This window comes from Streptomyces sp. NPDC127177 (assembly GCF_042672475.1).
In the GTDB taxonomy this organism is placed as follows: Bacteria; Actinomycetota; Actinomycetes; order Streptomycetales; family Streptomycetaceae; genus Streptomyces.
In genome coordinates this window covers 32343-57847 of sequence record NZ_JBHXUW010000006.1, presented here as the reverse complement: position 1 = coordinate 57847, position 25505 = coordinate 32343, and the positions used below count along the sequence as shown (strand labels likewise).

The following is a 25505-nucleotide window of genomic DNA, read 5'->3' as shown; positions in this document are numbered from 1 at the left end:
GTCACCTGCCGGGGCTCGTGGAGGACGGGTCTGCGGGAGTGCGGGGGGCGACCGAGCCGGTCGGCCCGGGTGCTGAGGTGCCTGGCGCGGCCGCGGAGGAGCCCGGCCCGGCCGCGGGGGTGGTGCCCGAAGGCGTGGGGCCCGGCGAACCGGAGGAGGACGCCGGGCCGACGGGGGGCTGGGGCGGCGCGGCGGTGACCGGCGGCGGGGCGGTGGAGGGCGCGGCGGTGGCCTCCGACGGGACGCCCCGGACCGTGCCGTCGGGGCGGAGGAAGACCGGGCTGCCGCCGGGGACCATGCCCAGTTCCCGGGCGCGCCGGGCCAGGGCGTCGGGCTCGGCGGAACTGTCGACGTCGCGCTGGAGCGCCTGCTGCTCGTCGGTGAGGTCCGTGGTCCGCTTCTTCAGCTCGCTCAGCCTGAACGATCCTTCGTTGAGCGCGGAGTTCAGCAGGAGCAGGGTGATCAGGCCGCCGCCCAGCAGCAGGACGACCAGCAGGACGAAGGGGGCCCGGGCGGCGTTGCTCGGCCCGGCCGGCATCAGCCGGGAGAGCCGTGCGGCGCGCCCTTTCAACTGCCCGGCCGGTTTGCTCACCGCTGCGCCCCGTCCCTCGCCGCCGCGTGGACGGCCGGGCTCCGGGGGCTCATCGCTCCTCCGCCCGGATCCGCTGGACCCCTCGCAGCCGGGCGGGGGCGGCGCGCCGGTTCTCGGCGACCTCCTCCTCAGTGGGCAGCTCGGCGCCGCGGGTGAGCAGCTTCAGCCGGGGCTGGTAGCGCTCGGGGACGACCGGCAGCCCGGCCGGAGCGGTGTTGGCGGCGCCCGCCGCGAACACCTGCTTCACCAGCCGGTCCTCCAGCGAGTGGTACGAGAGGACGGCGATGCGCCCGCCGACGGCGAGGCTCCGCACGGCGGCCGGGATCGCGCGTTCCAGCACGGTCAGCTCGCCGTTGACCTCGATGCGCAGTGCCTGGAAGGTGCGCTTGGCGGGGTTGCCGCCGGTGCGCTTGGCGGCCTGCGGCAACGAGTCACGGATCAGTTCGACGAGTCTGGCGCTGTTGCTGAAGGGTTCCTTCTCGCGTTCGCGGACGACCGCGGAAACGATCCGCTTGGCCTGCTTCTCCTCGCCGTACGCCCGCAGGATCCGCACCAGTTCGCCCGGCGGATAGGTGTTGAGCACCTCGGCGGCGCCCATGCCGGTCGTCTGGTCCATGCGCATGTCGAGCGGGGCGTCCTGGGCGTACGCGAACCCCCGGTCGGCCTCGTCCAGCTGCATGGAGGAGACGCCGAGGTCGAACAGGATTCCCTGGACCTCGGGGACGCCGAGATTGGCGAGCACCTCGGGCAGTTCGTCGTAGACGGCGTGCACGAGGGTGGCGCGGTCGCCGTAGGCGGCGAGGCGCTCACCCGAGAGGCGCAGCGCCTCCTTGTCCCGGTCCAGCGCGATCAGCCGGGCGGTGGGGAAGGCGGAGAGCAGCGCCTCGCTGTGTCCGCCGAGGCCCAGGGTGCAGTCGACGACCACGGGCGGCTGCGGGCCCGGTGCGTCGAGAGCCGGGGCCAACAGGTCCAGGCACCGCTGGAGCATCACCGGGACGTGTCGGGTCTGGCTCATGCGCCCTCTCAGGCTCAGGTCCCGGGTGGCTGCACGTACGGCCTGGTCCCCGCCCGCTCGCGAAGGGGAGGTCCGCCGGCGCCGGGGAAGTGGCGTCAGCCGACCGGCGAGCGGGAGAGGGCCGGGCCGTACGTACGCCGCGCACACGGGGAAACTTCGGAATGTGCAGGGTGTCGGTAACTTCCCGTCACTTTAGTCCACCCTGCCATTCGATCGATTCCCGATCAATCAACCCGGCAGCGCGTCGGCCCTCCCTTTTGCTCACCCGTTCGGGTGACCGAGTGTGAGACTTGTGGGTTACCTCACAACAACGGTCGTTGGCGTTCTTTGTCCGCTTCCACGCCACGCCAGGAGGGCTCACGAGGACTAACGTCTTGTCCATGTCGACATCCGCGCACTCCCCCGCCGATCCCACCGCTTCCGTCGCCGTCGAGGACCGCGGCACCGCGGGCACGGTCACCGACCGCCTCGTGGAGGCCAACGGCCACTACGCGTCCGAGTTCAGCGATCCCGGCATGGACGCGAAGCCGGTGCTGCGCGTCGCCGTCGTCGCCTGCATGGACGCCCGGCTCGACCTGCACAAGGCGCTCGGTCTGGCGCTCGGCGACTGCCACACCATCCGCAACGCGGGCGGCGTGGTCACCGACGACGTGATCCGCTCGCTGACCATCAGCCAGCGCGCCCTCGGCACCCGCAGCGTGATCCTGATCCACCACACGAACTGCGGCATGGAGTCGATCACCGAGGAGTTCCGGCAGGACCTGGAGGGCGAGGTCGGCCAGCGTCCCGTCTGGGCCGTGGAGGCCTACACCGACGCGGACCAGGATGTGCGTCAGTCGATGCAGCGGGTCCGCACGTCGCCGTTCCTGCTGCACAAGGACGATGTGCGCGGGTTCGTCTTCGACGTGACCACCGGCCTGCTGCGCGAGATCCTTCCGGTTTCCTGAGGTCAGGAACGTCTCTCCTGACCTCAGGAAAGACCCCTTCGGGCATCGAAAAAACCGCCCAACCCGACATATCGGACCCAGTTGTCCACAGGCGAGTGACACGAAGCGGCAACGGCAACAAGAATGCGTGGGTGACACCCCGTCGGACGCCGTCCGGCGAGGTGTCGGTATTTCGGGGAGGGCCGGGCCGCACATGGGCACCGGCCCGTGACTGGGGAATCCCGTGCTCCTGGTGAGCGTGGGGCAGGGCCGAGGAGGGCCGGGTGACGACCTATGACGATCGAGCGAGCCTCACAGATCTGACGACCACAGCGGAGCGGGTGCGCAGGTCGGTGGAGAACGTGATCGAGGGCAAGCCTGAGGTCGTACGGCTTTCGCTGACCGTGCTGCTCGCGGAGGGGCATCTCCTGATCGAGGATGTCCCCGGCGTCGGCAAGACGATGCTGGCCAAGGCGCTGGCGCGCTCCATCGACTGCTCCGTACGGCGCATCCAGTTCACACCGGACCTGCTGCCGTCGGACATCACCGGAGTGTCCATCTTCGACCAGCAGCGGCGCGAGTTCGAGTTCAAACCGGGCGCGATCTTCGCCCAGATCGTGATCGGTGACGAGATCAACCGCGCCTCGCCGAAGACCCAGTCGGCGCTGCTGGAGTCGATGGAGGAGCGCCAGGTCACGATCGACGGGCACAGCTACGAGCTGCCCGACCCCTTCATGGTCGTGGCCACCCAGAACCCGGTGGAGATGGAGGGCACGTACCCGCTGCCCGAGGCCCAGCGCGACCGGTTCATGGCGCGGGTGTCGATCGGCTATCCGAGCCCGGAGGCCGAGCTGCAGATGCTCGATGTGCACGGTGGTGTCTCGCCCCTGGACGACCTGCAGCCGGTAGCGCACGCGCACGACATCGTGAAGCTGATCGAGGCGGTGCGGACGGTCCACGTCGCCGACGCCGTCCGGCGGTACGCGGTGCAGCTCGTCGGGGCCACCCGCAGCCACGCCGACCTCAGGCTCGGCGCCTCACCGCGCGCCACCCTGCACCTGCTGCGCGCGGCGAAGGCCTCCGCGGCGCTGAGCGGCCGCGACTACTGCCTGCCCGACGACGTACAGGCGCTGGCGGTCGCGGTGCTCGCGCACCGGCTGCTGCCGACCGCCCAGGCCCAGCTGAACCGCCGTACGGCCGAGCAGGTCGTGCTGGAGATCCTCCAGCAGACCCCGGTGCCGACAGCCGCGGGCGGTGCGTCCGTACCGGCGCCGCAGCATCAGCCGGGCGCGGCGTACGGCAGCCGGCAGCAGCCCGGCGTACGGCGGCTCTGATGTCCGCCGGGGGGCCGACCGCGATGGACGACAGCGACGACAAGGGCGGTCTCAGGGCCGCTCTGAGCGGGCTGACCACGCGCGGACGGTCCTTCCTCGCGGCCGGAATCGCCGCCGCGGTCTGCGCCTACGTACTGGGCCAGGCGGATCTGCTGCGCGTCGGGCTGCTGCTCGCCGTGCTGCCGCTGGTCTGCGTCGCGGTGCTCTACCGGACCCGCTACCGGGTCGCGGGGACCCGGCGGCTCTCGCCGTCACGGGTGCCGGCGGGCACCGAGGCGCGGGTCCACCTGCGGATGGAGAACATCTCGCGGCTGCCCACGGGTCTGCTGATGCTCCAGGACCGGGTGCCGTACGTGCTCGGGCCACGGCCCCGTTTCGTACTGGACCGGGTGGAGGCGGGCGGCCGGCGCGAGGTGTCCTACCGGGTGCGGTCCGATCTGCGGGGGCGTTACCCGCTGGGGCCGCTGCAGCTGCGGCTGAGCGATCCGTTCGGGATGTGCGAACTGACCCGTTCGTTCAGCGCGTACGACACCCTCGTCGTCGTCCCGCGGACCGAGCCGCTGCCGCCGGTGCGGCTGGCGGGCGAGGCCTCCGGGTACGGCGAGGGGCGGCAGCGCTCACTGGCACTGGCCGGCGAGGACGACGTGATCCCGCGCGGCTACCGGCACGGCGACGATCTGCGCCGCGTCCACTGGCGTTCCACCGCGCGCTACGGCGAGCTGATGGTGCGCCGCGAGGAGCAGCCGCAGCGGGCCAGGTGCACGGTGCTGCTGGACACCCGCGGGATCGCGTACCAGGGGACGGGGCCCGACTCCGCGTTCGAGTGGGCCGTTTCGGGGGCCGCGTCCGCGCTGGTGCACATGCTGGAACGGGGCTTCGCGGTCCGGCTGCTGACGGACGAGGGCAGCGCGCTGCCGGTCGAGGGATCGGGCGGCTTCGCCGGCTCCGGCCAGGACTCCGCGGACGCGGCCGGAATGATGATGGACACCCTGGCCGTCGTCGACCACTCCGACGGAGGCGGCCTCTCCCGTGCGTACGACGTGCTGCGCGGCGGCGAAGCGGGACTGCTGGTCGCCTTCCTCGGCGATCTGGACGAGGAGCAGGCGGCGGTGGCCGCCCGGATGCGGCAGCGCAGCGGGGGCGCCGTCGCGTTCGTGCTGGACAGCGCCGCCTGGGTGCACGGTGAATCGCCCGCCACCGAGGCGGCGTCCGAGCAGCGGCTGCGGCTGCTGCGCGAGTCCGGGTGGACGGCGGTGCCGGTGAAGCCCGGTACGGATCTCGCCCGCCTGTGGCAGCAGGCGAGCCGGCTGGGTTCGCTGACGCAGTCGACGGGCGCGGGCGGTTCCGGTTCGACAGGTTTCTCGGGTGGTTGGTCATGAGGGGACGCGGGGCGGTCGTGGTCATGGGGGGACGGTCATGAGCGGTCGTGGTCGGCTGGCGCTGTGCGCCTTCGCGGCGACGCTGATGGCGGCGTGTTCGATGCTGCCGTTGGTGGACCCGGTCAGCTGGATGGTGCAGGCCGCGTTCCTGCTGGCTCTCCAGTTCGGCGTGGGCGTGCTCGGCCGCCGGGTGCCGCTGCCCCGTCTGCTGACCGTCGCCGCGCAGCTGGTGGCCATGGTGGTGCTGCTGACCGTGGCGTTCGCGCGGGAGCAGGCACTGGCGGGGTTCCTGCCCGGACCGCAGGCCGTGCAGCAGCTCGTGGATCTGCTGACGGCGGGTGGTGACGACGTCGGCCGGTACGCGATTCCGGCGCCGGCCACGTCCGGCATCCGGCTGATGATGGTGGGCGGTGTGCTGCTGGTCGGCCTTGCGGTGGACGTACTGGCGGTGACGTTCCGCAGCGCCGCCCCTGCCGGGCTGCCCCTGCTGGCGCTGTACTCCGTCGCGGCCGGTCTCTCGGACGGCGGCACGGACTGGCTGTGGTTCATCCTCGCCGCCTGCGGCTACCTGCTTCTGCTGCTGGCCGAGGGACGCGACCGGCTCTCCCAGTGGGGGCGGGTCTTCGCCGGCGCGGCCCGGTCGTCCAGGGGCGGCCCGGTCGGTGGCGACCTCGCGGGCGGCGGGGCGCTCGCCCCGGTGCGCACGGGGCGCCGCATCGGCGCGCTGGCACTGGGGATCGCACTCGTCGTACCCGCGGCGCTGCCCGCCCTGGACAGCGGCCTGCTGTCCGGCTCGGGGAGCGGCAACGGCAAGGGGGGCGGTGGCGGCACCATCTCCGCGGTGAATCCGCTGGTCTCCCTGCAGAACAATCTGAACCAGCCGGAGAACCGGCAGGTCATGTCGTACCGCACCAACTCGAACAACCCGCAGGACTTCTACCTGCGGATCCTGGCGCTGGACCAGTTCAACGGGAACGAGTGGCGGGCCTCGACCCGCCGGCTGAAGGACGTGCCGAAGCGACTCCCGAACCCCGATGGCCTGAACCCGGACGTCGCCGTCACCGAGATCAGCTCGAACATCTCCGCCTCCGCCTCGTACCACCAGACCTATCTGCCGCTCCCCTATCCGGCGACGGAGGTCAGGGTCGGCGGCCACTGGCGGTACGAGCCGGAGGGCCGCACCCTCGTCGGTGACGACGGGGAGACGACCAGCGGCGCGCAGTACCAGGTGTCGAGCCTGGTCGTGCAGCCGACCGCCGACCAGCTCGCCGCCGCCGGACAGGTCCCGCGTGCCATCCAGCGTGAGTACACCCAGGTGCCCGACTCGCTGCCGAAGGTGGTCAAGGAGACCGCCGACCAGGTGACGAAGGGCGCCGCCAACGCCTACGAGCAGGCGGTGAAGCTCCAGGACTACTTCGCTTCGGAGGGCGGCTTCACCTACGACACCTCGGTGAACTCAGGCACCGGAAGCGCGGCGATCGGCCGCTTCCTCAAGGACAAGCAGGGCTTCTGCGTCCACTTCTCCTTCACGATGGCCGCGATGGCCCGGACGCTCGGGATCCCGGCCAGGGTCGCCGTGGGCTTCACCCCGGGCACCACCCAGTCGGACGGTTCGGTGTCGGTCGGGCTGCGGGATGCGCACGCCTGGCCGGAGCTGTACTTCGAGGGCATCGGCTGGACCCGCTTCGAGCCGACGCCGACGCGTGGCACCGCCCCGTCGTACACCGTGTCGGACACTCCCTCCGGTGACACGGCCGATCCGGCCCGCCCGGAGGCCAGCGCCTCGGCCGCGACACCGGTCGCGCCCTCCGCTTCGGACAGCTGCTCGCCGCAGCTGCGCAAGCAGGGCGAGTGCGGCAGCACGGTGGCTCCGGGGGCCGTGGGACCGACGGACTCGGGGCGGCCGACGAGCACGGTGGTCGGCGTGGCCGTGCTGGTGGTGCTCGTCCTGCTGCTGCCGTTCCTGCCGATGCTCTGGCGGGTCCGGGCCCGTGCCCGCAGGCTGGGCTTCTCAGCCGGCCGTACGCCGGTCGACGCCACCGCCAGGACCCTGGCGGCCTGGCAGGAGGTCATCGACACGGCCTGGGACCACGGCATCGTCCCGGACGAGTCCCTGACACCGCGCAAGGCCGCGGCCCGGGTGGTGCGGCTCGGACAGCTCGATACGGACGGGGCGGCGGCGGTGCACCGGGTGGCGAGCGCGGTGGAACAGGTGCTCTACGCGCCGGAGCCGCAGCCCGCGGCGGGCCTGTCGCAGGACGTGGGGACGGCACGGGCCGCGCTGCAGGCCTCGGCCGGCCGGTTCACCCGGCTCCGCGCGGTCGTGGCGCCTCGATCGGCCGTACGGGTGGTGTGGGCCGCCTCGGAACGCCGATCGGCACTGACCGCCAGGTGGACCGTCCCCCAACGCCCCACCTGGCTACGCCGCCCGTCCCGGCAACAGAGCTGACCACCCGGCCGCCGGGCGGGCGGAACCACACCCCAGCCCGCCCGGCGCTCGACCGGCGCTTGAGGGCACGTCCCGGATGCCTCGCGATCGACCGCACCTTCACGGCCCGCCCGACCGCTTCCACCCCGCCCGGCCCGGCGCTGGAGGGCAGCTTTCCAGCCCGCCCGGCTTTCCCACCCCGCCCGGCGCTGGAAGGCAGCATTTCCACCCCGCCCGGCGCTGGAAGGCAGCATTTCCACCCCGCCCGGCGCCTGAGGGCAGTCGCACGGCCCCGGCCACCGAAAGCCCGCTCGTGACACACGCGTACCCGGACGCACGAGCACACGTGAGGGGCGGCCGCAGAAATGCGACCGCCCCTCACCCATAAGTGTCCGAAGCGCTTACTGCCCCTGCTCATCACGGCGACGCTGCCACCGCTGCTCGATCCGGTTCATCACGGTCCGGCGCTGCTTGGGCTGTCGACGCTCGCCCCCGCCTCCGGCCCCGGCCGGCTGTTGCTCACCGGGTTTGGGCGCTTTGCGCCACCCCGTGACCGCGAGCACCGCGCAGCCCAGCATGACGAGGAACCCCACCACGCTGATCCAGATCTGCTGGGCGACCATTCCGGCCATGAGGAGCGCGATACCCACCAGGAAGCCAGCAACTGCCTGGTAGACCCGTCGCCGGGTGTACGTACGCAGCCCGCTTCCCTCGAGCGCTGTCGCGAACTTGGGATCTTCGGCGTACAGCGCTCGCTCCATTTGCTCGAGCATTCGCTGCTCGTGCTCCGAGAGCGGCACGGAGTCCTCCTCGTCGTCGGCCGCGGGGGGCGGCCGGTATGCGGCCCTTCCAGGATAGGCAGGGAATCGCCCCCGTGAAACCCGCCCTCAATGCCAATCAGCCAGTCCGGGCCGCCACGACGGCTCAGCTGCTGAGGCGTTGATTCCCCAACCTCCGATCCGTCATGCCGGATGGTGTCCCCCGATCATACGGGGCCGAGGCCCTTATCGGGGCTGCTGGGGCGTACTCCGTCTGCGGCTGCGTTGCTGATCAGCCGCGCTACTGGCGTGATCCGGCCGGTGCCTCAGGCGTGCTTGGCGCCCAGAACGTGCAGCTGGGTCGCGACCGAATGGAAGGCGGGCAGCTCGGCCGCCGCCGTTTCCAGCTTGAGCAGGGCTTCCATCGCCCCGGGCTCGGTGTCCACCAGAACGCCCGGTACGAGATCCGCGAAAACGCGTACGCCGTGGACCGCGCCGACCTCCACACCGGCCGCCGAGACCAGCTCGGTGAGCTGCTCCGCGGTGTACCGCCGGGGCATCGGGTCGCCCTCGCCCCAGCGGCCCGCCGGGTCGCTCAGCGCCTGCCTGGCCTCGGTGAAGTGGCCGGCGAGCGCGCGGGCCAGGACCGCACCGCCCAGGCCGGCGGCGAGCAGACTGAGCGCACCCGCCGGACGGAGCGCGTCGACCGCGTTCCGTACGCCCTCGGCGGGGTCGTCCACGTACTCCAGGACGCCGTGGCAGAGCGCCGCGTCGTAGCCACCGCGCTCGACCACGTCGAACAGGCCGAGGATGTCGCCCTGGACCCCGCGGACCCGGTCGTCGACCCCTGCCTCCGCGGCGCGGCGCTCCAGCGCGAACAGCGCGTTGGGGCTGGGGTCGACGACGGTGACGTGGTGGCCCAGACGGGCCACCGGTACGGCGAAGTTGCCCGTGCCGCCGCCGGTGTCCAGCACATCCAGGGCGTCCCTGCCGGTCGCCTTGACCTGACGGTCGAGGGCGTCCTTGAGGACCTCCCAGACCACGGCGGTACGGAGGGAGGCGCGGGGGCGCAGCTGGTCCGACACGGCAGTTGACTCCTCGGCACGGTGCCGCCGCTGGCGGCGGAGCGTGAACAGCGCAGGTGATAGGTCCCGTCCACCCTATTGCCTCGCGCCGCCCGCACCGCCCTCACTCGTCGGGCCGCTCCCCGCGGGGCTGCGGGAGCACCGGCTGGAGGACCAGCAGCCGCTCCACCAGGCGCAGGAACATCGCCGCGTCCCGGAGCAGATCGTCCGCGTCGCGCCGGCCCGCGGCACCGGGTATGCCCGCTTCCGCACGGGCCCGTCTGCGGGCACCGGAGGCGAACAGGGCGCTCCACTCCGTCAGCTCGGGGGCGAGCTCCGGCAGCACCTCCCAGGCGCTGCGGATCCTCTCCCGGCGCCGCCCGGACGTCTCGGGGCGCCCCCGGACGGCCAGCACGGCGGCTGCGGCGCGCAGCGCGGCGAGGTGGGCGGTGGCGTACCGCTCGTTGGGCACGTCGAGAACAGCTGCCTCCTCCAGGCCGGCGCGGGCCTGGGCGAGCAGATCGAGAGCGGCGGGCGGCGCCGTGGCACGCCGGAGAACGGGGTGGACATCGGACGCCGGACCGGTCGGTGAGGGGGCAGGGCCGTCTGCGCGGCGTCGCGGGGCGGCTGCTGCGGACGAGTGGGCCATGACAGAACCTCCTGTCTCGTAACGGCTTCGTGGCCGTCTGTATCCATCGTGACGGCCCCCACTGACAATCGACTTCGATCACTCCCTGACCTGGGCTTTTGCTTCGATCGCGAGTTCGGGCTACCTTTTTGAACTGACCAGTCAGTTCAAAAGGACGGAGAGGTCTGTGGACAGCCCGCACGGGGCAGCTGTCGCCGCCGAGAACCTCGGGCTCAAAGGGCCGCGCGGCTGGGCCTTCCGCGGTGTGACCTTCAGCGCCGGGCCCGGCTCCCTGATCGCGGTCGAGGGCCCGTCCGGCTCCGGCCGCACCTGCCTGCTCCTCGCCCTCACCGGCCGGATGCGCTCCACTGAGGGCCACGCCGAGACCGGCGGCCTTCACCTGCCGCGCCGGGCCGCAGCCGTCCGGCGCATCGCCGCGCTGGGCCCGGTGCCGGGGGTCAACGAGCTCGATCCGGTCCTCACGGTCGCCGAGCACCTGCGCGAACACGCCCTGCTGCAGCGCCGCTACGACGGCTCGCTGCGTGCCCTGCTGCGCCCGCGCCGTGAGCGCGTCGCCGCGGCCGGGGCTCGGATCGACGCGGCACTGGACGCCGCGGGGCTCGACGTAGCCACCCTGCCCAAGGCCGAACGGACCTCCGTACGGGATCTGGAACGGCTGGAGGCCCTGCGGCTCTCCCTCGCCCTCGCCCTGATCGGCCGGCCGGCGCTGATCGCGGTGGACGACGCCGACCTGAAACTCTCCGACGCCGAACGCGCCGAGGCCTGGGAGCTGCTGCGCTCACTGGCCGCCGGCGGCACGACCGTACTGGCCGTGTGCAGCGGTCCGGCCCCCGAGGACGCCATGACCGTACGCACGGCTGCCACCGGGGCGACGGACGCCACCGACAGCACCGACGCCGCGGGAGCGGCGGACTCCACCGAAGCGGACCCCGCGGAAGACGAAGGGACGGCCGATGCGTTCGCCGAGACTGGCCACTCTTGAGCTGAGGCGCTTCGGCCGGGGCAGGCTGCCGCGTGCGGCCCTGGCCGCGCTCCTGCTGCTGCCCCTGCTCTACGGAGCCCTGTACCTGTGGTCGTTCTGGGACCCGTACGGCCGCCTGGACCGCATCCCGGTCGCCCTGGTCAATGACGACAAGGGCGCGTCCGCCGAGGGAAAGCGCATCGCTGCCGGTGACGAGATCACCGGCAAGCTGCTCGACTCCAAGGTCTTCGAATGGCACGAGGTGAGCGCCGCCGAGGCCGACAAGGGCGTCGAGGACGGCACGTACTACCTCTCGCTGACCATGCCGTCGGACCTCAGCAAGCGCATCGCCTCCAGCGCGGGCGACTCCCCCGAGACCGGCGCGCTCCAGGTGCGCACCAACGACGCGAACAACTACATCGTCGGCCAGATATCCCGGACGGTCTTCTCCGAGGTCCGCACCGCCGCATCGGCCAACGCCTCGCGCGGCTTCCTGGACCGGATCTTCATCAACTTCTCCGATCTCCATGACGCCACGGAGAAGGCGGCCAAGGGCGCCGACGATCTCAAGGGCGGGATCGGCAAGGCGAAGAAGGGCTCCAAGGACCTCGCCGACGGGCTGAAGGACGCGAAGGCCGGCAGCAGCCGGCTGGCCGGCGGCATCGTCAAACTCAACACCGGAGCGGGCGATCTGGAGACCGGCTCGCGCCAGGTGGCCGACGGCACCCAGCTGCTCGCCGACAAGGTCAACGGGGTGGCGGCCGACATCCGCCCGTTCCTGAAGGACAACGGCAAGTCGATCGGTGACACGGCCCGGCTGGTCGCCGATTCCTCGCAGACCGTACGGGACAACCTCGATGTGCTGGTGAAGGCGGCACCCGCCGCGGCCACCGCCGCGCACACGGCCTCCGACGACCTCACCGCCGTCCACCGCACCCGGTGCGAGGAGCAGCCGGTCCCCGACCCCACCGTCTGCGCGCCGCTGAAGCGGGCCGTGACGGCGGCGGCCGATGTGGCCGCCGTCGCCGACGACGTGAACGTCCTGGTCAAGAACCAGCACGGGGACCTCAAGACGCTGCGCGGTCAGCTGACCACCCTGCAGAAGCAGGCCAACGCCCTCGCCGAGCGCTCCCCGCATCTGGACGAGGACCTGGAGAGCGCGGTCAAGAAGATCAACGCGCTCAACACCGGCGCGCACAAGGTCGCCAAGGGCGCCGACCAGCTGCACACCGGTCTGTCCACGGCCAAGACGGGATCGGCCGAGCTGAACACGGGGGTCGGTGACCTCAAGAAGGGCGCGACGAGCCTGGACAGCGGAATGATCCGGCTGGGCAACGGTTCGACCACGCTCGCCAAGGGCCTCAACGACGGCGTCGGCAAGATCCCCGACTACGACAAGAAGGACCGCGACGCCCGTACCGGAGTCATGTCCGACCCCGTGCAGCTGGCCTCCCGGTCGCTGCACGCCGCCCCCAACTACGGCACCGGTTTCGCGCCCTACTTCATCCCGCTCTCCCTCTGGGTCGGCGCGATGGTGGCGTACATGCTGATCCAGCCGCTCAACCGGCGCGCCCTGGCCACCGGGGCCCCGGCCTGGCGGATCGCCTTCGCGGGCTGGCTGCCGGTGGCCGCGACAGGCCTGCTCCAGGTGGCGGCGCTGATGGCCGTACTGCACTGGGGGCTCGGTCTCCAGATGGTCAGGGCCGCCGGGACGATCGGTTTCCTGGCGCTGGTGACGTGCTGCTTCGCCGCGATCGTGCAGTGGCTGAACGCCCGCTTCGGAGCGGCGGGACGCATCCTCGTCCTCGCGTTGCTGATGCTCCAGCTGACCTCGGCCGGGGGCACCTACCCCGTGCAGACCAGTCCCGGCTTCTTCAACGCGATCCACCCCTACCTGCCGATGAGCTACGTCGTGGAGGGGCTGCGCCGGCTGATCACGGGCGGCGGTCTCGGCCCGGTCTGGCAGGGCTGCGCCGTGCTGCTGGCCTTCACCGCGGGGGCCCTGGCGCTGACCGCCGTCTCCGCTCGACGCAAGCAGATGTGGACGCTGGACCGGCTGCACCCGGAGCTGAGCCTGTGAGCGCTCCGGGACCTGTGAGAATCAGAGGCATGGAAAGCAGTAGCACCACGCGCCGCCAGGCCACCCGGCAGAAGCTCTACGAGGCTGCCGTGACCCTCATCGCCGAAAAGGGCTTCTCGGCCACCACCGTGGACGAGATCGCCGAGCGCGCCGGGGTCGCCAAGGGCACGGTCTACTACAACTTCAAGAGCAAGACCGAACTCTTCGAGGAGCTGCTGCGCCACGGCGTAGGACTCCTCACCGCCTCGCTGCGCTCCGCGGCCGAGGAGACCGAGGAGCGCGGCGGCAGCCGGGTCGAGGCGCTGGACGCCATGATCCGGGCCGGTCTGGCCTTCATCGACCGCTACCCGGCCTTCACCCAGTTGTACGTGGCCGAGCTGTGGCGCACGAACCGGGCCTGGCAGGGGACGCTGCTGGTGGTGCGTCAGGAGGCCGTCGCCGTGGTCGAGGAAGTACTCCGGGAGGGTGTCGCGGCCGACGAGCTGAGCGAGGAGATCGACATCCCGCTGACGGCGGCGGCGCTGGTCGGCATGGTGCTGGTGGCGGCACTGGACTGGCAGGCGTTCCAGCCGGAGCGGTCGATCGACGATGTGCACTCCGCACTGTCCCTGCTGCTCCACGGCCGGGTCAGCGGGCGCTGACCGTCCGAACCGGTCCGTCGGCTGAGGACGAGGCGTCCGCCGACGCGCCCCGCGCTCCGCGCCCTCCCCCGCCCCGGACACACGGATACGCCGGTCCGACGGGGCTCGATCCCCCCGAGCCTCGCCCGACCGGCGCCTTCCGTGCTGCCGGAGGACCTTCCCCCGTGACCCCGTGTCCCCCGTGGTCCCGAAGTCCTCCGCCGCGCACCCCCGTTCGGAACGGGGTGCCGCGCCTGTTCCGCCGCCCCGTGCCGGCGGTACCGGCGCAGCGCCCCTTCCGTGGTCCCCACTCTGCCGTCTTCGCAGGTCGCGGCCCATCCGCGCGCCTACTCATCTCGCCCCCTAGGTACGGATACTCAGGCCTGCGCACCCGATCGGGCGCATGGCGGTACGCCGTCTGGTTACGATCTCGTCCGTGTCCGTACTCCCCCTGGTGTTCACGAGCGGCTGGGCGAGCGGGATCAACGCCTACGCGGTGGTCCTCCTGCTCGGCGTCTTCGGCGCGACCGGTGTCACCGACGAGGTGCCCGCCTCGCTCCAGCGCACCGACGTGCTCGTCGTGGCCGCGGTGCTCTTCCTGTGCGAGGTGGTGGCCGACAAGATCCCGTACGTGGACTCGGTCTGGGACACGGCACACACCGTCATCCGGCCGATCGCCGGAGCGGTCGTCGCTGCACTGCTGGCCGGCGGGGACGGTTCGCTGCCGGAGCTCGCGGCCGGGGCGATCGGCGGTTCCACGGCGCTGGTGAGCCATCTGGTGAAGGCGGGCACCAGGATGGCGGTCAACACCTCCCCCGAGCCGTTCAGCAACATCGCCATGAGCACCATCGAGGACCTGGGCGTGGCCGGGGTGGTCACGTTCGCCATATTCCATCCGTGGATCGCGGCCACGATCGCCGGCGCCCTGCTGCTGCTCGGCCTGGTGATACTGGTCTTCCTGGCCTCCCGCATCCGCCGCTTCCTGCGCCGCAGGGCCCAGCGGCGGGAGGAGAAACGACTGGCCGCCCCCACTCCCCACTGGCCTGACGGCTGAGCTGTCAGTGGCGGCCGCTAAGGTCGCTCGCATGGCACGTATTGCGGTGATCGGCGCCGGGATGGGCGCGATGTCGGCGGCGGCCCGGCTGGCCGTGGCCGGCCACCGGGTGACGGTGTACGAGCGGTCGGAGAGCTTCGGCGGCTCGCTGGGCCGTCATGTCCGGGACGGCTTCGCGTTCGACACCGGCCCCTCCCTGCTGCATCTGCCCGCGGTCTACCGGGATCTGTTCGTGAAGACGGGCAAGGAGCCGCTGGAGCGGTGCGTCACGCTGACGCAGGTCGACCCGGCGAGCCGCCACGTCTTCGCGGACGGCACCGCGGTCTCGCTGCCGAACGCCTCGCGGGCCGGGGTCGTCGAAGCGCTGGACACCGCGCTCGGGGCCGGTGCGGGTGAGAGCTGGGGCGCCTTCCTGGACCGGGCCCGCGATGCCTGGGACCGGTCCAGGCGGCCCCTGCTGGAGGAGCCGTTGCGCCCCGACTGGCAGGTGCTGGCCCGCGACCCGTACCCGGCGCCGGCACGACGGCGGCTGCTGCGCCCGGCGTTGCGGGCCGGCACGGTGGCGGAGGTCGGCTCCTGGGAGCTGGCCGACCCCCGGCTGGCCGCCCTTCTCGACGGGTACGCGCTGTCCTACGGCCTGGATCCGCTGCACGCCCCGGCGGGCGCGGCCCTCCTGCCGTACATGGAGGAGACGTTCGGCAGCTGGTACGTGTCCGGCGGGATGCGGGCGCTGGCGCAGGCGGTGTACGAGCGGTGCCTGGCGCGCAGGGTGGAGTTCGTCTTCGGCGCCGATGTGGCCCGGGTGGTGGAGAAGGACGGCCGGGCGGCTGGCGTCGAGCTGGCCGACGGGACGGTCGCGGAGGCCGGCCACGTGGTGCTGGGGGCGCGGCCGCACACGGGGCTGATACCCGGTCAGGAGATCTGGCGGGACGGCGATGTGACGGTCCAGCCGCGGCCGGACGGGGGCGGGGCTACGGGCCGGTTCATGGTGCTGCTGTCGTTGCGCGGAGGCCGCCCGGCGGACGCCGTGCACCGGACGCTGGTCCATCCGGCGGACGGCTCGGCCGAGCGTGCGGCGGTGTTCGGGGGCCGGCTCGCCGAGCACCCGACGGTGACGGTGCTGCGGCCCGACGACCAGTCGACCCGGCCCGATACGGACCACGAGGCGGTGACGCTGACGGCGACGGTCGCCCCGCACGGGCCGGTCGACTGGACGGACGCCGAGGTGCGGGCGCGGTACGCGGACACCCTGATCGACGTGGCGGGTGCGGCCGTGCCCGGCCTGCGGGACCGGATACTCCACGCGGAGGTGCGGACGCCCGCGGAGACGGCGGCGGAGACCGGGGCGGAAGGCGGCGCCGTGCCGCCGCCCGCACTGGCCGGCGCCGGTGGCGGATATCTGCACGCGGGGAACCGCACCCGGGTGCCGGGGCTGCTGCTGGTGGGCGGCTGGTCGCATCCGGGCGGCGGGCCGGCGCACGCGGGAATGTCCGGGGCGTTGGTCGCGGGGCTCATCGTCGAGGGGGACGGGTTCCGCGGCTCGCGGTAGTGGTGCGGTGGCCGCCGCCGCTTCGGGGTGCGTCCCGATGGCGGCTTCGCCGTCGATCGCCGGACGGGCGTGACCGGCCCGGCGCTCGGACTCAGTAGCGGTACTGGTCGTTGTGGCCCGTGTCGTAGCCGTTGGGGTACGGGGCCGGCTGGGCGGGCTGTTCCGGGGGCATCGGGGGGTACTGCTCGGCCTCGCGCTGCTGCGGGACCCAGACGCCGCCCGGCGGGGTCTCCGAACCGTACTGCGCGGACTGGGCGTAGGGGTCGGCGTACGGATCCGCGTACTGGTGCCCGCCGCCGTAACTGTCGTGGTTCCCGTAGCTGTCGTACGTGCCGTACTGCGGGGCACCCGCCGTCGTGCCGGTGCCGATGTACGGGTCGGAGTACGCGGCGTACTGCTGCTGGTCGGTGCCGTAGTCGTACTGCCCGGCACCCGCGTAACTGTCCTGACCCGCGAACGTGCCCTGGCCCGCGTACGTGTCCTGGCCCGTGTAACTGTCCTGGCCCGCGAACGTGTCCTGGCCCTGCGCCGGGTACGCGGAGTAGTCGGTGTACGGCTCGTAGGCGGCGTACTGCGGCTGGCCCTGGGGCTGTTGGGGCTCCTGGTGCGGTCCCTGCTGCGACCGGGCGTCGGTGTAGACGCCGTACTGCCCGGTGTCGTCCGGCAGCGGCTCCGGCTCGTAGACCTCCGCCGGATTCTGCGGGGCGAGGGGCGCGTGCGACGGCTCCGGGGGTGCGGCTGGCGCCTGTTCCATCTCCAGGTCCGAGACCTGGAGATGGGGTCCGCGATCGGCACCGCCACGGCGGCGGCGGCTCGCACCGGGGCTGCCTCCTATGGCCCAGCCGGTCGAGAAACCGCGCCGGAACGAGAGCGTGACGTACGTCTGGCCGGTCGCGAAGGCGATCGCGCCGATCGTGATGACGAGCACGGAGGGCATGAGGACACCGATGACCACACCGACGAATCCAGTGAAGGCGAGCAGGCGCCAGCGCAGGCGTGCCTTGTACTGGAGCAGCACCTCACCGAGCAGCCACAGCGCAACGATGCCGAACGCGATGTAGAGGACCGTCCAGCCCATGCCCGCCCCCTTCTACGGCCACCGCCCCGGATCGCGGCGGGTACGGCCGGTCACGACTGCTTGTGCAGTCCGAGATTCTCGTAGATTTCGAGCGTCGCCGTCGAGTTGTTCAACGTGATGAAGTGCAGTCCGGGGACACCCTCGGAAAGCAGCTTCGCGCAGAACTGCGTTGCGAAGTCGATGCCAATGGAGCGTACAGCGGCGGGATCGTCCTTGGCGGCGAGGATGCGTTCTTTCAGGGACGCGGGCAGGGTCGCGTTGCTGAGCTGCGCGAATCTCTCCAATTGGCGGACGCTCGTCAGGGGCATCACCTCGGGAATGACCGGGGTGTCGCAACCCGCAGCGACGACCCGGTCACGCATACGCAGATAATCCTCCGGGTCGAAGAACATCTGCGTGATCGCGTAGTCCGCACCGGCGCGGCACTTGTCCACGAAATGCCGGATGTCGGTGTCCCAGTCGGCTGAGCGCGGGTGCATCTCGGGAAAAGCCGCGACGCCGACACAGAAATCGCCGGACTCCTTGATCAGCCGGACGAGGTCGGCCGCGTACCGCACACCCTGGGGGTGTTCTACCCACGGGCCCATCGGATCGCCCGGCGGGTCCCCGCGCACGGCGAGGATGTTCCTGATCCCGGCGTCGGCGTACTGGCCGACCATGTTGCGCAGCTCGGCGACGGAGTGGTTGACCGCCGTGAGGTGCGCGACCGGGGTGAGGGTGGACTCGGCCGCGATGTCCTGCGTCGCCTTCACCGTCCCGGCCCGGGTGGACCCACCGGCTCCGTACGTCACCGAGACGAAGCTCGGCCGGACCGCCTCGATCCGGCGCAACGCGTTCCAGAGGTTCCGCTCGCCCTTCTCGGTCTTGGGCGCCCAGAATTCGAACGAGTACGACGTCTTGCCGGTCGCGAGCATCTCACGCACGGTGCGTGCGTGATCTGTCCAGGTGGAGGATGTGCCAAGGGCCATAACGGCAGGTTAACCAGGGCGTGGCGGCCACCCAACCGAACCGGCGAGATTTGCCCGAATTGACCGGTACTTGTCCACGCTTCGGACGCCGATGTCCCAAACACGTCGTCCCGGGCGCCCCGCCGGGATCACGCGTCGGCGCGCGCCCGGACCCTTTTGGCCAGCTCAGCGGCGGCGGCCGCAGGATCGGACGCCTCGGTGAGGGCCCGTACGACGACGACCCGGCGCGCTCCGGCGTCCAGCACCTCGTCGAGATTGCCGGCATCGATGCCGCCGATGGCGAACCACGGACGCGCGGGGGCGAGCGAGGCTGCGTAGCGGACGAGGTCCAGACCGGGTGCGTGGCGGCCCGGCTTGGTCGGGGTGGGCCAGCAGGGGCCGGTGCAGAAGTAGTCCACGCCGGCCTCGGCGACGGCCGCGTCGACCTCGGACTCGGCGTGGGTGGAACGGCCGATGACCACGTCCTGGCCGATGATCGCGCGGGCGGCCGGCACCGGCAGGTCTCCCTGGCCCAGGTGCAGCACGTCCGAGCCGATGGCGTGGGCCACGTCCGCCCGGTCGTTGACCGCGAGGAGCTTGCCGTGGCGCCTGCACGCGTCGGCGAGGACCGCGAGGTGTTCGAGCTCCTCGGCCGCCTCCATGCCCTTGTCGCGGAGCTGGATGACGTCCACCCCGCCGGAGAGGACGGCGTCGACGAATTCGGGAAGGTCTCCCTGGCGCCTGCGGGCGTCCGTGCACAGGTAGAGCCGGGCGTCGGACAGCAGCGCGCGAGGCGTGGACATGGTGCGGTTCCCCCCGGGGAAAACGATGACGTCGGTAGGCGGTGCGATGGGGCAGGCGGTGGTGCGGAGGGGATGCGGGCCGCGCCGTGCGGCCCGCATCCCCTGTACGGCTGTCGGTCAGACGGCGAGCGCCTGGGCGCGGCGCTTCACCTCCGTGCCACGATTCTCACTCAGCGCCTGCGCGGGCGTACCCGGCAGGCTCGGGTCGGGAGTGAAGAGCCATTCCAGCATCTCCTCGTCGGAGTAGCCGTCGTCCCTCAGGAGCGTCAGGGTCCCCGAGAGGCCCTTGACCACCTTGTTTCCGTCGATGAAAGCGGCAGGCACCTGGAGTGCCCGGTTCTCACCACGCCGTACGGCGATGAGCTGGCCCTCCTTGACCAGCTGCCGTACACGCGTCACCTCGACATCGAACAATTCGGCGATGTCGGGGAGGTGGAGCCAGGCAGGGACGAGAGCATCGATCTTTGCGTCAATCTCGGTCACAGGACAAGCCTGCCATCCCGGACTGACAGCCGATACCCGGACTCAGCCCTTCAGGGTCCCGCCACCCGTCCGCGCGCCTACTGCGGGGCCGCCGACTTCAGCGGCACGGACGCGTCGGCGACCCGCCCGGGATCGAGCCGGGTGCCCGCTTCGATGAGCTTGCGGCCCTGGATCAGATCGCGCGGCCGGCCGACGGCGAGGACCGCGACCAGGGCGCCGTCCCGCAGCCAGCACACCGACCAGGCGGGGCCGGCCGGGTCGCCGCGCCGCAGCAGGGTGTCCGCGCCTGCGTGGTGGCCCGCGTACTGCACGAACCGGCCGAACTGCTCGGACCAGAAGTACGGCACGGGGTCGTAGGCCGGCGGCCGTGCCCCGCCCCCGCCGGCCGATCCGATGATGTGGGCGGCGGCGGTGCGCGGCCCCTGCAGTGCGTTGTCCCAGTGGTGGACCAGCAGACGCGCCCCGTAGCGGGCGGAGGGGAACGACGCGCAGTCGCCGACGGCGTACACATCGGGCAGCGAGGTGCGCAGGGCCGTGTCGGCGGTCACCGATCCGTCGGGGCCGAGCGCGACGCCGGAGCCGGCCAGCCAGCCGGTGGCGGGGCGGGCGCCGATCCCGACGACGACCGCGTCGGCCGGGACGGTGCGGCCGTCCGCGAGGACCACACGGCCGGACTCGATGCGGGCCACCCGGGCCCCGGTGAGGAGTTCGGCGCCGCTCTCCGCGTACCAGGCGGCCATCGGGGCCGCGACCTCGGCGGGGAGCGCACCCGCGAGGGGCCGGTCGGCGGCCTCGACGACGGTGACCTCGCAGCCGGCGGCGCGGGCCGCGGTCGCGAACTCGGCGCCGATCCAGCCCGCGCCGACGACCACGACGGCGTGCCGGGCCTCCAGGACCGGGCGCAGCCGGGCCGCGTCGTCGAGGGTGCGCAGCAGATGGACGCCGGGCACGCCTTCGGAGCCGGGCAGCACGACGGGTTCGGCGCCGGTGGCGATGACCAGGGCGTCGTAGGGGACGGGCCCCTCGGATGTGTCCAGTTCGTGGTCGCCGCCGCGGACGCCGGTGACCTCGCAGCCCAGGCGCAGTTCGATGCCGAGCGCCTCGAAGTCGATGTCGAAGGCGGATTCCTCGGCCTTGCCGAGCAGGACCGCCTTGGACAGCGGGGGGCGGTCGTAGGGCTGGTGGGGTTCGGCGCCGATCAGGGTGACGGCGCCGGTGAATCCCTGCTCGCGCAGGGCCACCGCCGTCTGCACCCCCGCCATGCCCGCGCCGGCGACGACCACCCCGCGCCCCGCCCGCTCCGACTGCCGTTCCGGCCGCTCTGCCCGCTGCTGCTCGTTCACCCGACCACCCTAATCAACTGACGGCCCGTCAGGAAAGGGGTTCCGGGCCGTGCGGGCGGCTCGCTTCACCCGGCCCCGGGGCCGGGGTCTAGGGTGGCCCAGGTAAAACACTCGCGGGAGCCCGGACGAACCGGGCTGAGAGGGAGGCTGGGCGGCCTCCGACCGTACGAACCTGATCCGGGTCATGCCGGCGAAGGGAGGGGCTGGACGCCCATGCGTACACACCGTACGAGCGGGTCCGACGTCCTCGTCATCGGGGGCGGGATCATCGGGCTCGTGACAGCCTGGCGGGCCGCGCAGCGCGGTCTGAGCGCCGCTGTCGTCGACCCCGATCCCGGTGGCGGGGCCGCCCGCGTCGCGGCCGGCATGCTGGCCGCCGTCACCGAACTGCACTACGGCGAAGAGATGCTGCTGGGGCTCAACGTCGCCTCCGCCGCGCTCTATCCTGCGTTCGCGGCCGAGCTGGAGGCGGCGAGCGGACAGGACATCGGCTTCCGCGCCTGCGGCACCCTGGCCGTCGCGCTGGACGCCGACGACCGCGCCCATCTGCGGGAACTGCACGAGCTCCAGCGCCGGTCGGGGCTGGAGTCGGAGTGGCTCACCGGGCGGGACTGCCGCCGGCTGGAGCCGATGCTCGCGCCGGGCGTACGCGGGGGTCTGCGGGTCGACGGCGACCACCAGGTCGATCCGCGCCGGCTTGCGACCGCGCTGCTGACGGCGTGCGAGCGGGCCGGGGTCGTCCTCCACCGCCGGCGGGCCGAGCGGCTCTCGGTGGTGCAGGACCGGGCTGCCGGGGCCGTACTGGACGACGGTACGGAGGCCCGGGCCGATCAGGTGGTGCTCGCCGCCGGGAGCCTCAGCGGCCGGCTCGCGGGGGTGCCGGACCACGTCGTGCCGCCCGTCCGCCCCGTCAAGGGCCAGGTGCTCCGGCTGACCGTGCCCACCGCGTACGCCCCCTTCCTCAGCCGCACCGTGCGGGCCGTGGTCCGGGGCAGCCACGTCTATCTCGTGCCGCGCGAGAACGGCGAGCTGGTCATCGGCGCCACCAGCGAGGAGATGGGCTGGGACACCACCGTCACGGCGGGCGGTGTGTACGAGCTGCTGCGCGACGCCCACGAGCTGGTGCCCGGCATCACCGAGCTGCCGCTCACCGAGACCCGGGCCGGTCTGCGCCCCGCCTCTCCCGACAACGCGCCGCTGCTCGGCCGCACCGCGCTGCCCGGCCTCCACCTCGCCACCGGTCACCACCGCAACGGGGTGCTGCTCACGCCCGTCACCGGTGACGCCATGGCGCAGCTGCTGGCCGACGGCGAGCTGCCCGAGGTGGCCCGCCCCTTCTCCCCCGGCCGTTTCCCGGCCGCCGCACCCGTACGTCAGGAGCAGCCCGCATGACCGCGCCCGTCTCCCTCTCCGTGTCCGTGAACGGCGAGGTCGTCGCCGTCGCCGCGGGCACCACCCTGGACGCCCTCGTCGCGACCCTGACCCGGGCCCCCTCGGGGGTCGCGGCCGCGCTGAACGAGACCGTCGTCCCGCGTGGCCGGTGGTCGGCCGCGGAGCTCGCCGAGGGCGACCGCGTCGAGGTCCTGACCGCGGTCCAGGGAGGCTGACCGTGTCCGACGACCTCTTCACCCTCGGGGACAGCGTTTTCGGCTCCCGGCTGATCATGGGGACGGGCGGGGCGCCCAGCCTCGATGTGCTGGAACGCTCCCTGATCGCCTCCGGCACCGAGCTGACCACGGTCGCGATGCGCCGGCTCGACCCGACCGTGCAGGGCTCCGTGCTCTCCGTCCTGGAGCGGCTCTCCATCCGCGTCCTGCCGAACACCGCGGGCTGCTTCACGGCGGGTGAGGCCGTGCTCACCGCGCGCCTGGCCCGCGAGGCGCTCGGCACCGACTGGGTCAAGCTGGAGGTGGTGGCCGACGAGCGGACACTGCTGCCCGACCCGATCGAGCTGCTGGACGCCGCGGAGATCCTGGTGGACGACGGGTTCACCGTCCTGCCGTACACCAACGACGACCCGGTGCTGGCCCGGAAGCTGGAGGATGTGGGATGCGCGGCGATCATGCCGCTCGGCTCCCCCATCGGCTCGGGTCTGGGCATCCGCAATCCGCACAACTTCCAGCTGATCACCGAGCAGGCGGGGGTCCCGGTGATCCTGGACGCGGGCGCGGGGACGGCCTCGGACGCGGCGCTGGCGATGGAGCTCGGGTGCGCGGCTGTGATGCTCGCCTCGGCGGTGACCCGGGCCCAGGAGCCCGAGCTGATGGCCTCGGCGATGCGGCACGCGGTGGAGGGCGGCCGGCTGGCGTACCGTGCCGGCCGGATCCCCCGCCGCCACTTCGCCGAGGCGTCGTCGCCGGTGGCAGGGCGTGCGGCGCTGGATCCGGAGCGCCCGGCCTTCTGACACCGGGCCCCGCGGCGCCGGATCGCATGTCCCTGTCACGGCTCGGCTGCAGTACGGGCCCAGGATCGCCCCGGCCCGTCGGGGGTGTCCGTGGCGGCTCGTAGACTCGCTGCGTGGATACGACCCTCCAGGACCCTCTCGTCGGGCAGCTGCTCGACGGCCGCTACCGCGTCGATGCCCGCATCGCCGTGGGCGGCATGGCCACGGTCTACCGGGCCATGGACACCCGGCTCGACCGGGTGCTCGCCCTCAAGGTGATGCACCCGGCGCTCGCGACCGACGCCTCGTTCGTCGAGCGCTTCATCCGTGAGGCCAAGTCCGTGGCGGGGCTCGCGCACCCCAATGTGGTCGCGGTCTTCGACCAGGGAGCCCAGGGGCAGTACGTCTACCTGGCGATGGAGTACGTCGCGGGATGCACGCTGCGTGATGTGCTGCGCGAGCGCGGCGCGCTGCAGCCCCGGGCGGCGCTGGACATCCTGGAGCCGGTGCTCGCCGCGCTCGGTGCGGCGCACCGGGCGGGTTTCGTGCACCGGGACATGAAGCCGGAGAACGTGCTGATAGGCGACGACGGCCGGGTCAAGGTCGCCGACTTCGGCCTGGTACGGGCCGTGGGCACGGTCACCAACACCACCGGATCCATCCTGGGCACCGTCTCCTATCTCGCCCCCGAGCAGATCGAGCACGGCACGGCGGACACCCGCGCCGACGTCTACGCGTGCGGGGTGGTGCTCTACGAGATGCTCACGGGCACCAAGCCGCACGGTGGCGACTCCCCCGCCCAGATCATCTACCAGCACCTCAACGAGGACGTCCCGGCCCCATCGGCCGCGGTGCCGGGGCTCGCGGCCGAGCTGGACGAGCTGGTCGCGAGCGCCACCGCCCGGGACCCCGAGGTCCGGCCGTTCGACGCGGTGGCGCTGCTCGCCGGGTCCCGCCGGGCCCGCGCCGGTCTCAGCGAGGCCCAGCTGGACGCCGTACCGCCGCAGGCCCTGGCCGAGGTGCACGACGACGCCGAGGACCGCACCAGCGTGATCCCGCGGGTGCTGCCGCCGGGCCAGGGCACCGCCCACCACACCAGCCGGCTGGAGATGCCCCCGCAGCCGCCACCGCAGCCGCCGGCCCGCCGGCGCGGGCCCCTGGGCGGCCCGCGGCGCGGCATCCTCGCGGCGGTCGTCGCCGTGCTGCTGGTCCTGGGGATCGGCGGCGGGGTCTGGTACATCAACTCCGGACAGTTCACCCATGTCCCCTTGCTGCTCGGCCAGAGCGAGAAGGCCGCCGAGGGGCGGCTCTCGGACGCCGGTCTGGAGCTGAAGGAGGTCAAGCGGGCCTACAGCGACACGGTCGCCCGCGGCAGGATCCTCCGCAGCGACCCGAAGTCGGGCGCCCGGATCCGGGGCAACGGCTCGGTGACACTCGTCGTCTCGCGCGGGCCGGAGATCGTGAAGGTGCCCGACGTCGAGGGCGTCGCGCTGGGCGAGGCCAAGCGGAAGCTGGTGAAGGCGGGTCTGGTGCCCGGCATGACCACGAAGGAGTTCAGCGAGGACGCGGCGGCCGGTGAGGTGGTGCGCACCGATCCCGAGGCAGGCACCGAGCGCCACCCGGACACCGCGGTCGCGATCGTGGTCTCCAAGGGCAGCCCGGTCGACGTCCCCGATGTCACCGGCCTCTCCGTCGAGGACGCCACCGACGCGCTGGACGACGAGGGACTGAAGGCCAAGGTGCTGCCGAAGAGGGTGAACTCCCCCCAGGACGCGGGCGACATCGCCCAGCAGTCACCGGCCGAGGGCCGGCAGGCCGCCGAGGGCGACACCATCACGCTGACGGTCTCCAAGGGCCCGCGGATGATCGATGTGCCGGACGTCACCGGTGAGAACGTGGACGACGCCCGGAGCGAGCTGGAGGAGGCGGGCTTCGAGGTCAAGGTCGACCGCCCGTTCCTGTCCTTCAGCGACACGATCGCGAGCCAGTCCGTCGACGGCGGCGATCAGGCCCCCGAGGGCAGCACCATCACCATCAAGACCAAGGGGCTCTAGAACCG

General features: G+C 72.5%; 23 protein-coding genes and 1 riboswitch. Of the genes, 13 read left to right on the top strand and 10 right to left on the bottom strand.

Annotated features, from left to right (window positions below):
• Position 1: 1 nt before the first annotated feature.
• Positions 2-592, bottom strand: coding sequence for a septum formation initiator (locus ACFVJX_RS06470; protein ID WP_384195393.1), 591 nt, complete (start codon positions 590-592; stop codon positions 2-4).
• A gap of 49 nt (positions 593-641) precedes the next feature.
• Positions 642-1607, bottom strand: a complete 966-nt coding sequence (rsmH, locus tag ACFVJX_RS06465; protein ID WP_384128745.1) for a 16S rRNA (cytosine(1402)-N(4))-methyltransferase RsmH — start codon at positions 1605-1607, stop codon at positions 642-644.
• A 380-nt stretch (positions 1608-1987) separates the two neighbouring features.
• On the opposite strand from rsmH, the gene ACFVJX_RS06460 reads away from it, so the two are divergent.
• From ACFVJX_RS06460 to ACFVJX_RS06445, 4 genes are all read left to right on the top strand, one after another.
• Positions 1988-2554: a beta-class carbonic anhydrase gene (locus ACFVJX_RS06460; protein WP_384128747.1), complete on the top strand. Its 567-nt coding sequence runs from the start codon at positions 1988-1990 to the stop codon at positions 2552-2554.
• 263 nt (positions 2555-2817) lie between these two features.
• Positions 2818-3867: an AAA family ATPase gene (locus ACFVJX_RS06455; RefSeq protein WP_384128749.1), complete on the top strand. Its 1050-nt coding sequence runs from the start codon at positions 2818-2820 to the stop codon at positions 3865-3867.
• Positions 3867-5246: a DUF58 domain-containing protein gene (locus ACFVJX_RS06450; protein WP_384128751.1), complete on the top strand. Its 1380-nt coding sequence runs from the start codon at positions 3867-3869 to the stop codon at positions 5244-5246. Before ACFVJX_RS06455 ends, ACFVJX_RS06450 begins: the two co-directional genes overlap by 1 nt.
• A 37-nt stretch (positions 5247-5283) precedes the next feature.
• Complete coding sequence (locus ACFVJX_RS06445; RefSeq protein ID WP_384128753.1) at positions 5284-7695, top strand: DUF3488 and DUF4129 domain-containing transglutaminase family protein; 2412 nt, start codon at positions 5284-5286, stop codon at positions 7693-7695.
• A 380-nt stretch (positions 7696-8075) separates the two neighbouring features.
• Here the strand turns inward: ACFVJX_RS06445 and ACFVJX_RS06440 are convergent, their stop codons facing one another.
• The 3 genes from ACFVJX_RS06440 to ACFVJX_RS06430 all read right to left on the bottom strand — a co-directional run bounded on the left by ACFVJX_RS06440 (position 8076) and on the right by ACFVJX_RS06430 (position 10145).
• Positions 8076-8474 (bottom strand): DUF3040 domain-containing protein, encoded by a 399-nt coding sequence (locus ACFVJX_RS06440; protein WP_384128755.1) that lies wholly within the window; start codon positions 8472-8474, stop codon positions 8076-8078.
• 284 nt (positions 8475-8758) lie between these two features.
• Positions 8759-9517 (bottom strand): methyltransferase, encoded by a 759-nt coding sequence (locus tag ACFVJX_RS06435; protein ID WP_384128757.1) that lies wholly within the window; start codon positions 9515-9517, stop codon positions 8759-8761.
• A gap of 103 nt (positions 9518-9620) precedes the next feature.
• The gene (locus tag ACFVJX_RS06430) at positions 9621-10145 is read right to left on the bottom strand and encodes an SAV_6107 family HEPN domain-containing protein (RefSeq protein WP_384128759.1); all 525 of its coding nucleotides are present in this window, start codon (positions 10143-10145) and stop codon (positions 9621-9623) included.
• Positions 10146-10311: 166 nt separating this feature from the next.
• On the opposite strand from ACFVJX_RS06430, the gene ACFVJX_RS06425 reads away from it, so the two are divergent.
• The 5 genes from ACFVJX_RS06425 (at position 10312) to ACFVJX_RS06405 (ending at position 16409) form a co-directional block, all read left to right on the top strand.
• A complete protein-coding gene (locus ACFVJX_RS06425; protein ID WP_384128761.1) occupies positions 10312-11127 on the top strand; it encodes an ATP-binding cassette domain-containing protein in 816 nt (271 codons plus the stop codon).
• The gene (locus ACFVJX_RS06420; protein WP_384128763.1) at positions 11099-13186 is read left to right on the top strand and encodes a YhgE/Pip family protein; all 2088 of its coding nucleotides are present in this window, start codon (positions 11099-11101) and stop codon (positions 13184-13186) included. Before ACFVJX_RS06425 ends, ACFVJX_RS06420 begins: the two co-directional genes overlap by 29 nt.
• Before the next feature lie 29 nt (positions 13187-13215).
• Complete coding sequence (locus ACFVJX_RS06415) at positions 13216-13827, top strand: TetR/AcrR family transcriptional regulator (protein ID WP_384128765.1); 612 nt, start codon at positions 13216-13218, stop codon at positions 13825-13827.
• Between the two features lie 415 nt (positions 13828-14242).
• Entirely contained in the window at positions 14243-14860 is a 618-nt protein-coding gene (locus ACFVJX_RS06410; protein WP_384128767.1) for a DUF4126 domain-containing protein, read from the top strand.
• A 31-nt stretch (positions 14861-14891) separates the two neighbouring features.
• Positions 14892-16409 carry a phytoene desaturase family protein gene (locus tag ACFVJX_RS06405; RefSeq protein WP_384128769.1) on the top strand — a complete coding sequence of 506 codons (1518 nt, stop codon included), beginning with the start codon at positions 14892-14894 and terminating at the stop codon, positions 16407-16409.
• A 91-nt stretch (positions 16410-16500) separates the two neighbouring features.
• Here the strand turns inward: ACFVJX_RS06405 and ACFVJX_RS06400 are convergent, their stop codons facing one another.
• The 5 genes from ACFVJX_RS06400 to ACFVJX_RS06380 form a co-directional block, all read right to left on the bottom strand.
• Positions 16501-17487, bottom strand: coding sequence for a hypothetical protein (locus ACFVJX_RS06400; RefSeq protein WP_384128771.1), 987 nt, complete (start codon positions 17485-17487; stop codon positions 16501-16503).
• A 50-nt stretch (positions 17488-17537) separates the two neighbouring features.
• Positions 17538-18455 (bottom strand): methylenetetrahydrofolate reductase [NAD(P)H], encoded by a 918-nt coding sequence (gene metF, locus ACFVJX_RS06395; RefSeq protein ID WP_384128773.1) that lies wholly within the window; start codon positions 18453-18455, stop codon positions 17538-17540.
• A 128-nt stretch (positions 18456-18583) separates the two neighbouring features.
• Positions 18584-19237 (bottom strand): thiamine phosphate synthase, encoded by a 654-nt coding sequence (gene thiE / locus ACFVJX_RS06390; protein ID WP_384128775.1) that lies wholly within the window; start codon positions 19235-19237, stop codon positions 18584-18586.
• 117 nt (positions 19238-19354) lie between these two features.
• A complete protein-coding gene (locus ACFVJX_RS06385) occupies positions 19355-19720 on the bottom strand; it encodes an Rv2175c family DNA-binding protein (RefSeq protein ID WP_384128777.1) in 366 nt (121 codons plus the stop codon).
• Between the two features lie 77 nt (positions 19721-19797).
• Positions 19798-21063 (bottom strand): NAD(P)/FAD-dependent oxidoreductase, encoded by a 1266-nt coding sequence (locus ACFVJX_RS06380; RefSeq protein ID WP_384128779.1) that lies wholly within the window; start codon positions 21061-21063, stop codon positions 19798-19800.
• A gap of 103 nt (positions 21064-21166) precedes the next feature.
• Positions 21167-21279: riboswitch (TPP riboswitch) on the top strand.
• Between ACFVJX_RS06380 and thiO the strand changes: the two genes are divergently transcribed.
• From thiO to pknB, 4 genes are all read left to right on the top strand, one after another.
• Positions 21277-22455 (top strand): glycine oxidase ThiO, encoded by a 1179-nt coding sequence (gene thiO / locus ACFVJX_RS06375; protein WP_384128781.1) that lies wholly within the window; start codon positions 21277-21279, stop codon positions 22453-22455. Its footprint overlaps the riboswitch before it by 3 nt.
• Complete coding sequence (gene thiS / locus ACFVJX_RS06370) at positions 22452-22670, top strand: sulfur carrier protein ThiS (protein WP_384128783.1); 219 nt, start codon at positions 22452-22454, stop codon at positions 22668-22670. Before thiO ends, thiS begins: the two co-directional genes overlap by 4 nt.
• A 2-nt stretch (positions 22671-22672) precedes the next feature.
• Positions 22673-23467, top strand: coding sequence for a thiazole synthase (locus ACFVJX_RS06365; RefSeq protein WP_384128786.1), 795 nt, complete (start codon positions 22673-22675; stop codon positions 23465-23467).
• A 113-nt stretch (positions 23468-23580) separates the two neighbouring features.
• Positions 23581-25500 carry a Stk1 family PASTA domain-containing Ser/Thr kinase gene (gene pknB / locus ACFVJX_RS06360; RefSeq protein ID WP_384128788.1) on the top strand — a complete coding sequence of 640 codons (1920 nt, stop codon included), beginning with the start codon at positions 23581-23583 and terminating at the stop codon, positions 25498-25500.
• Positions 25501-25505 lie beyond the last annotated feature (5 nt).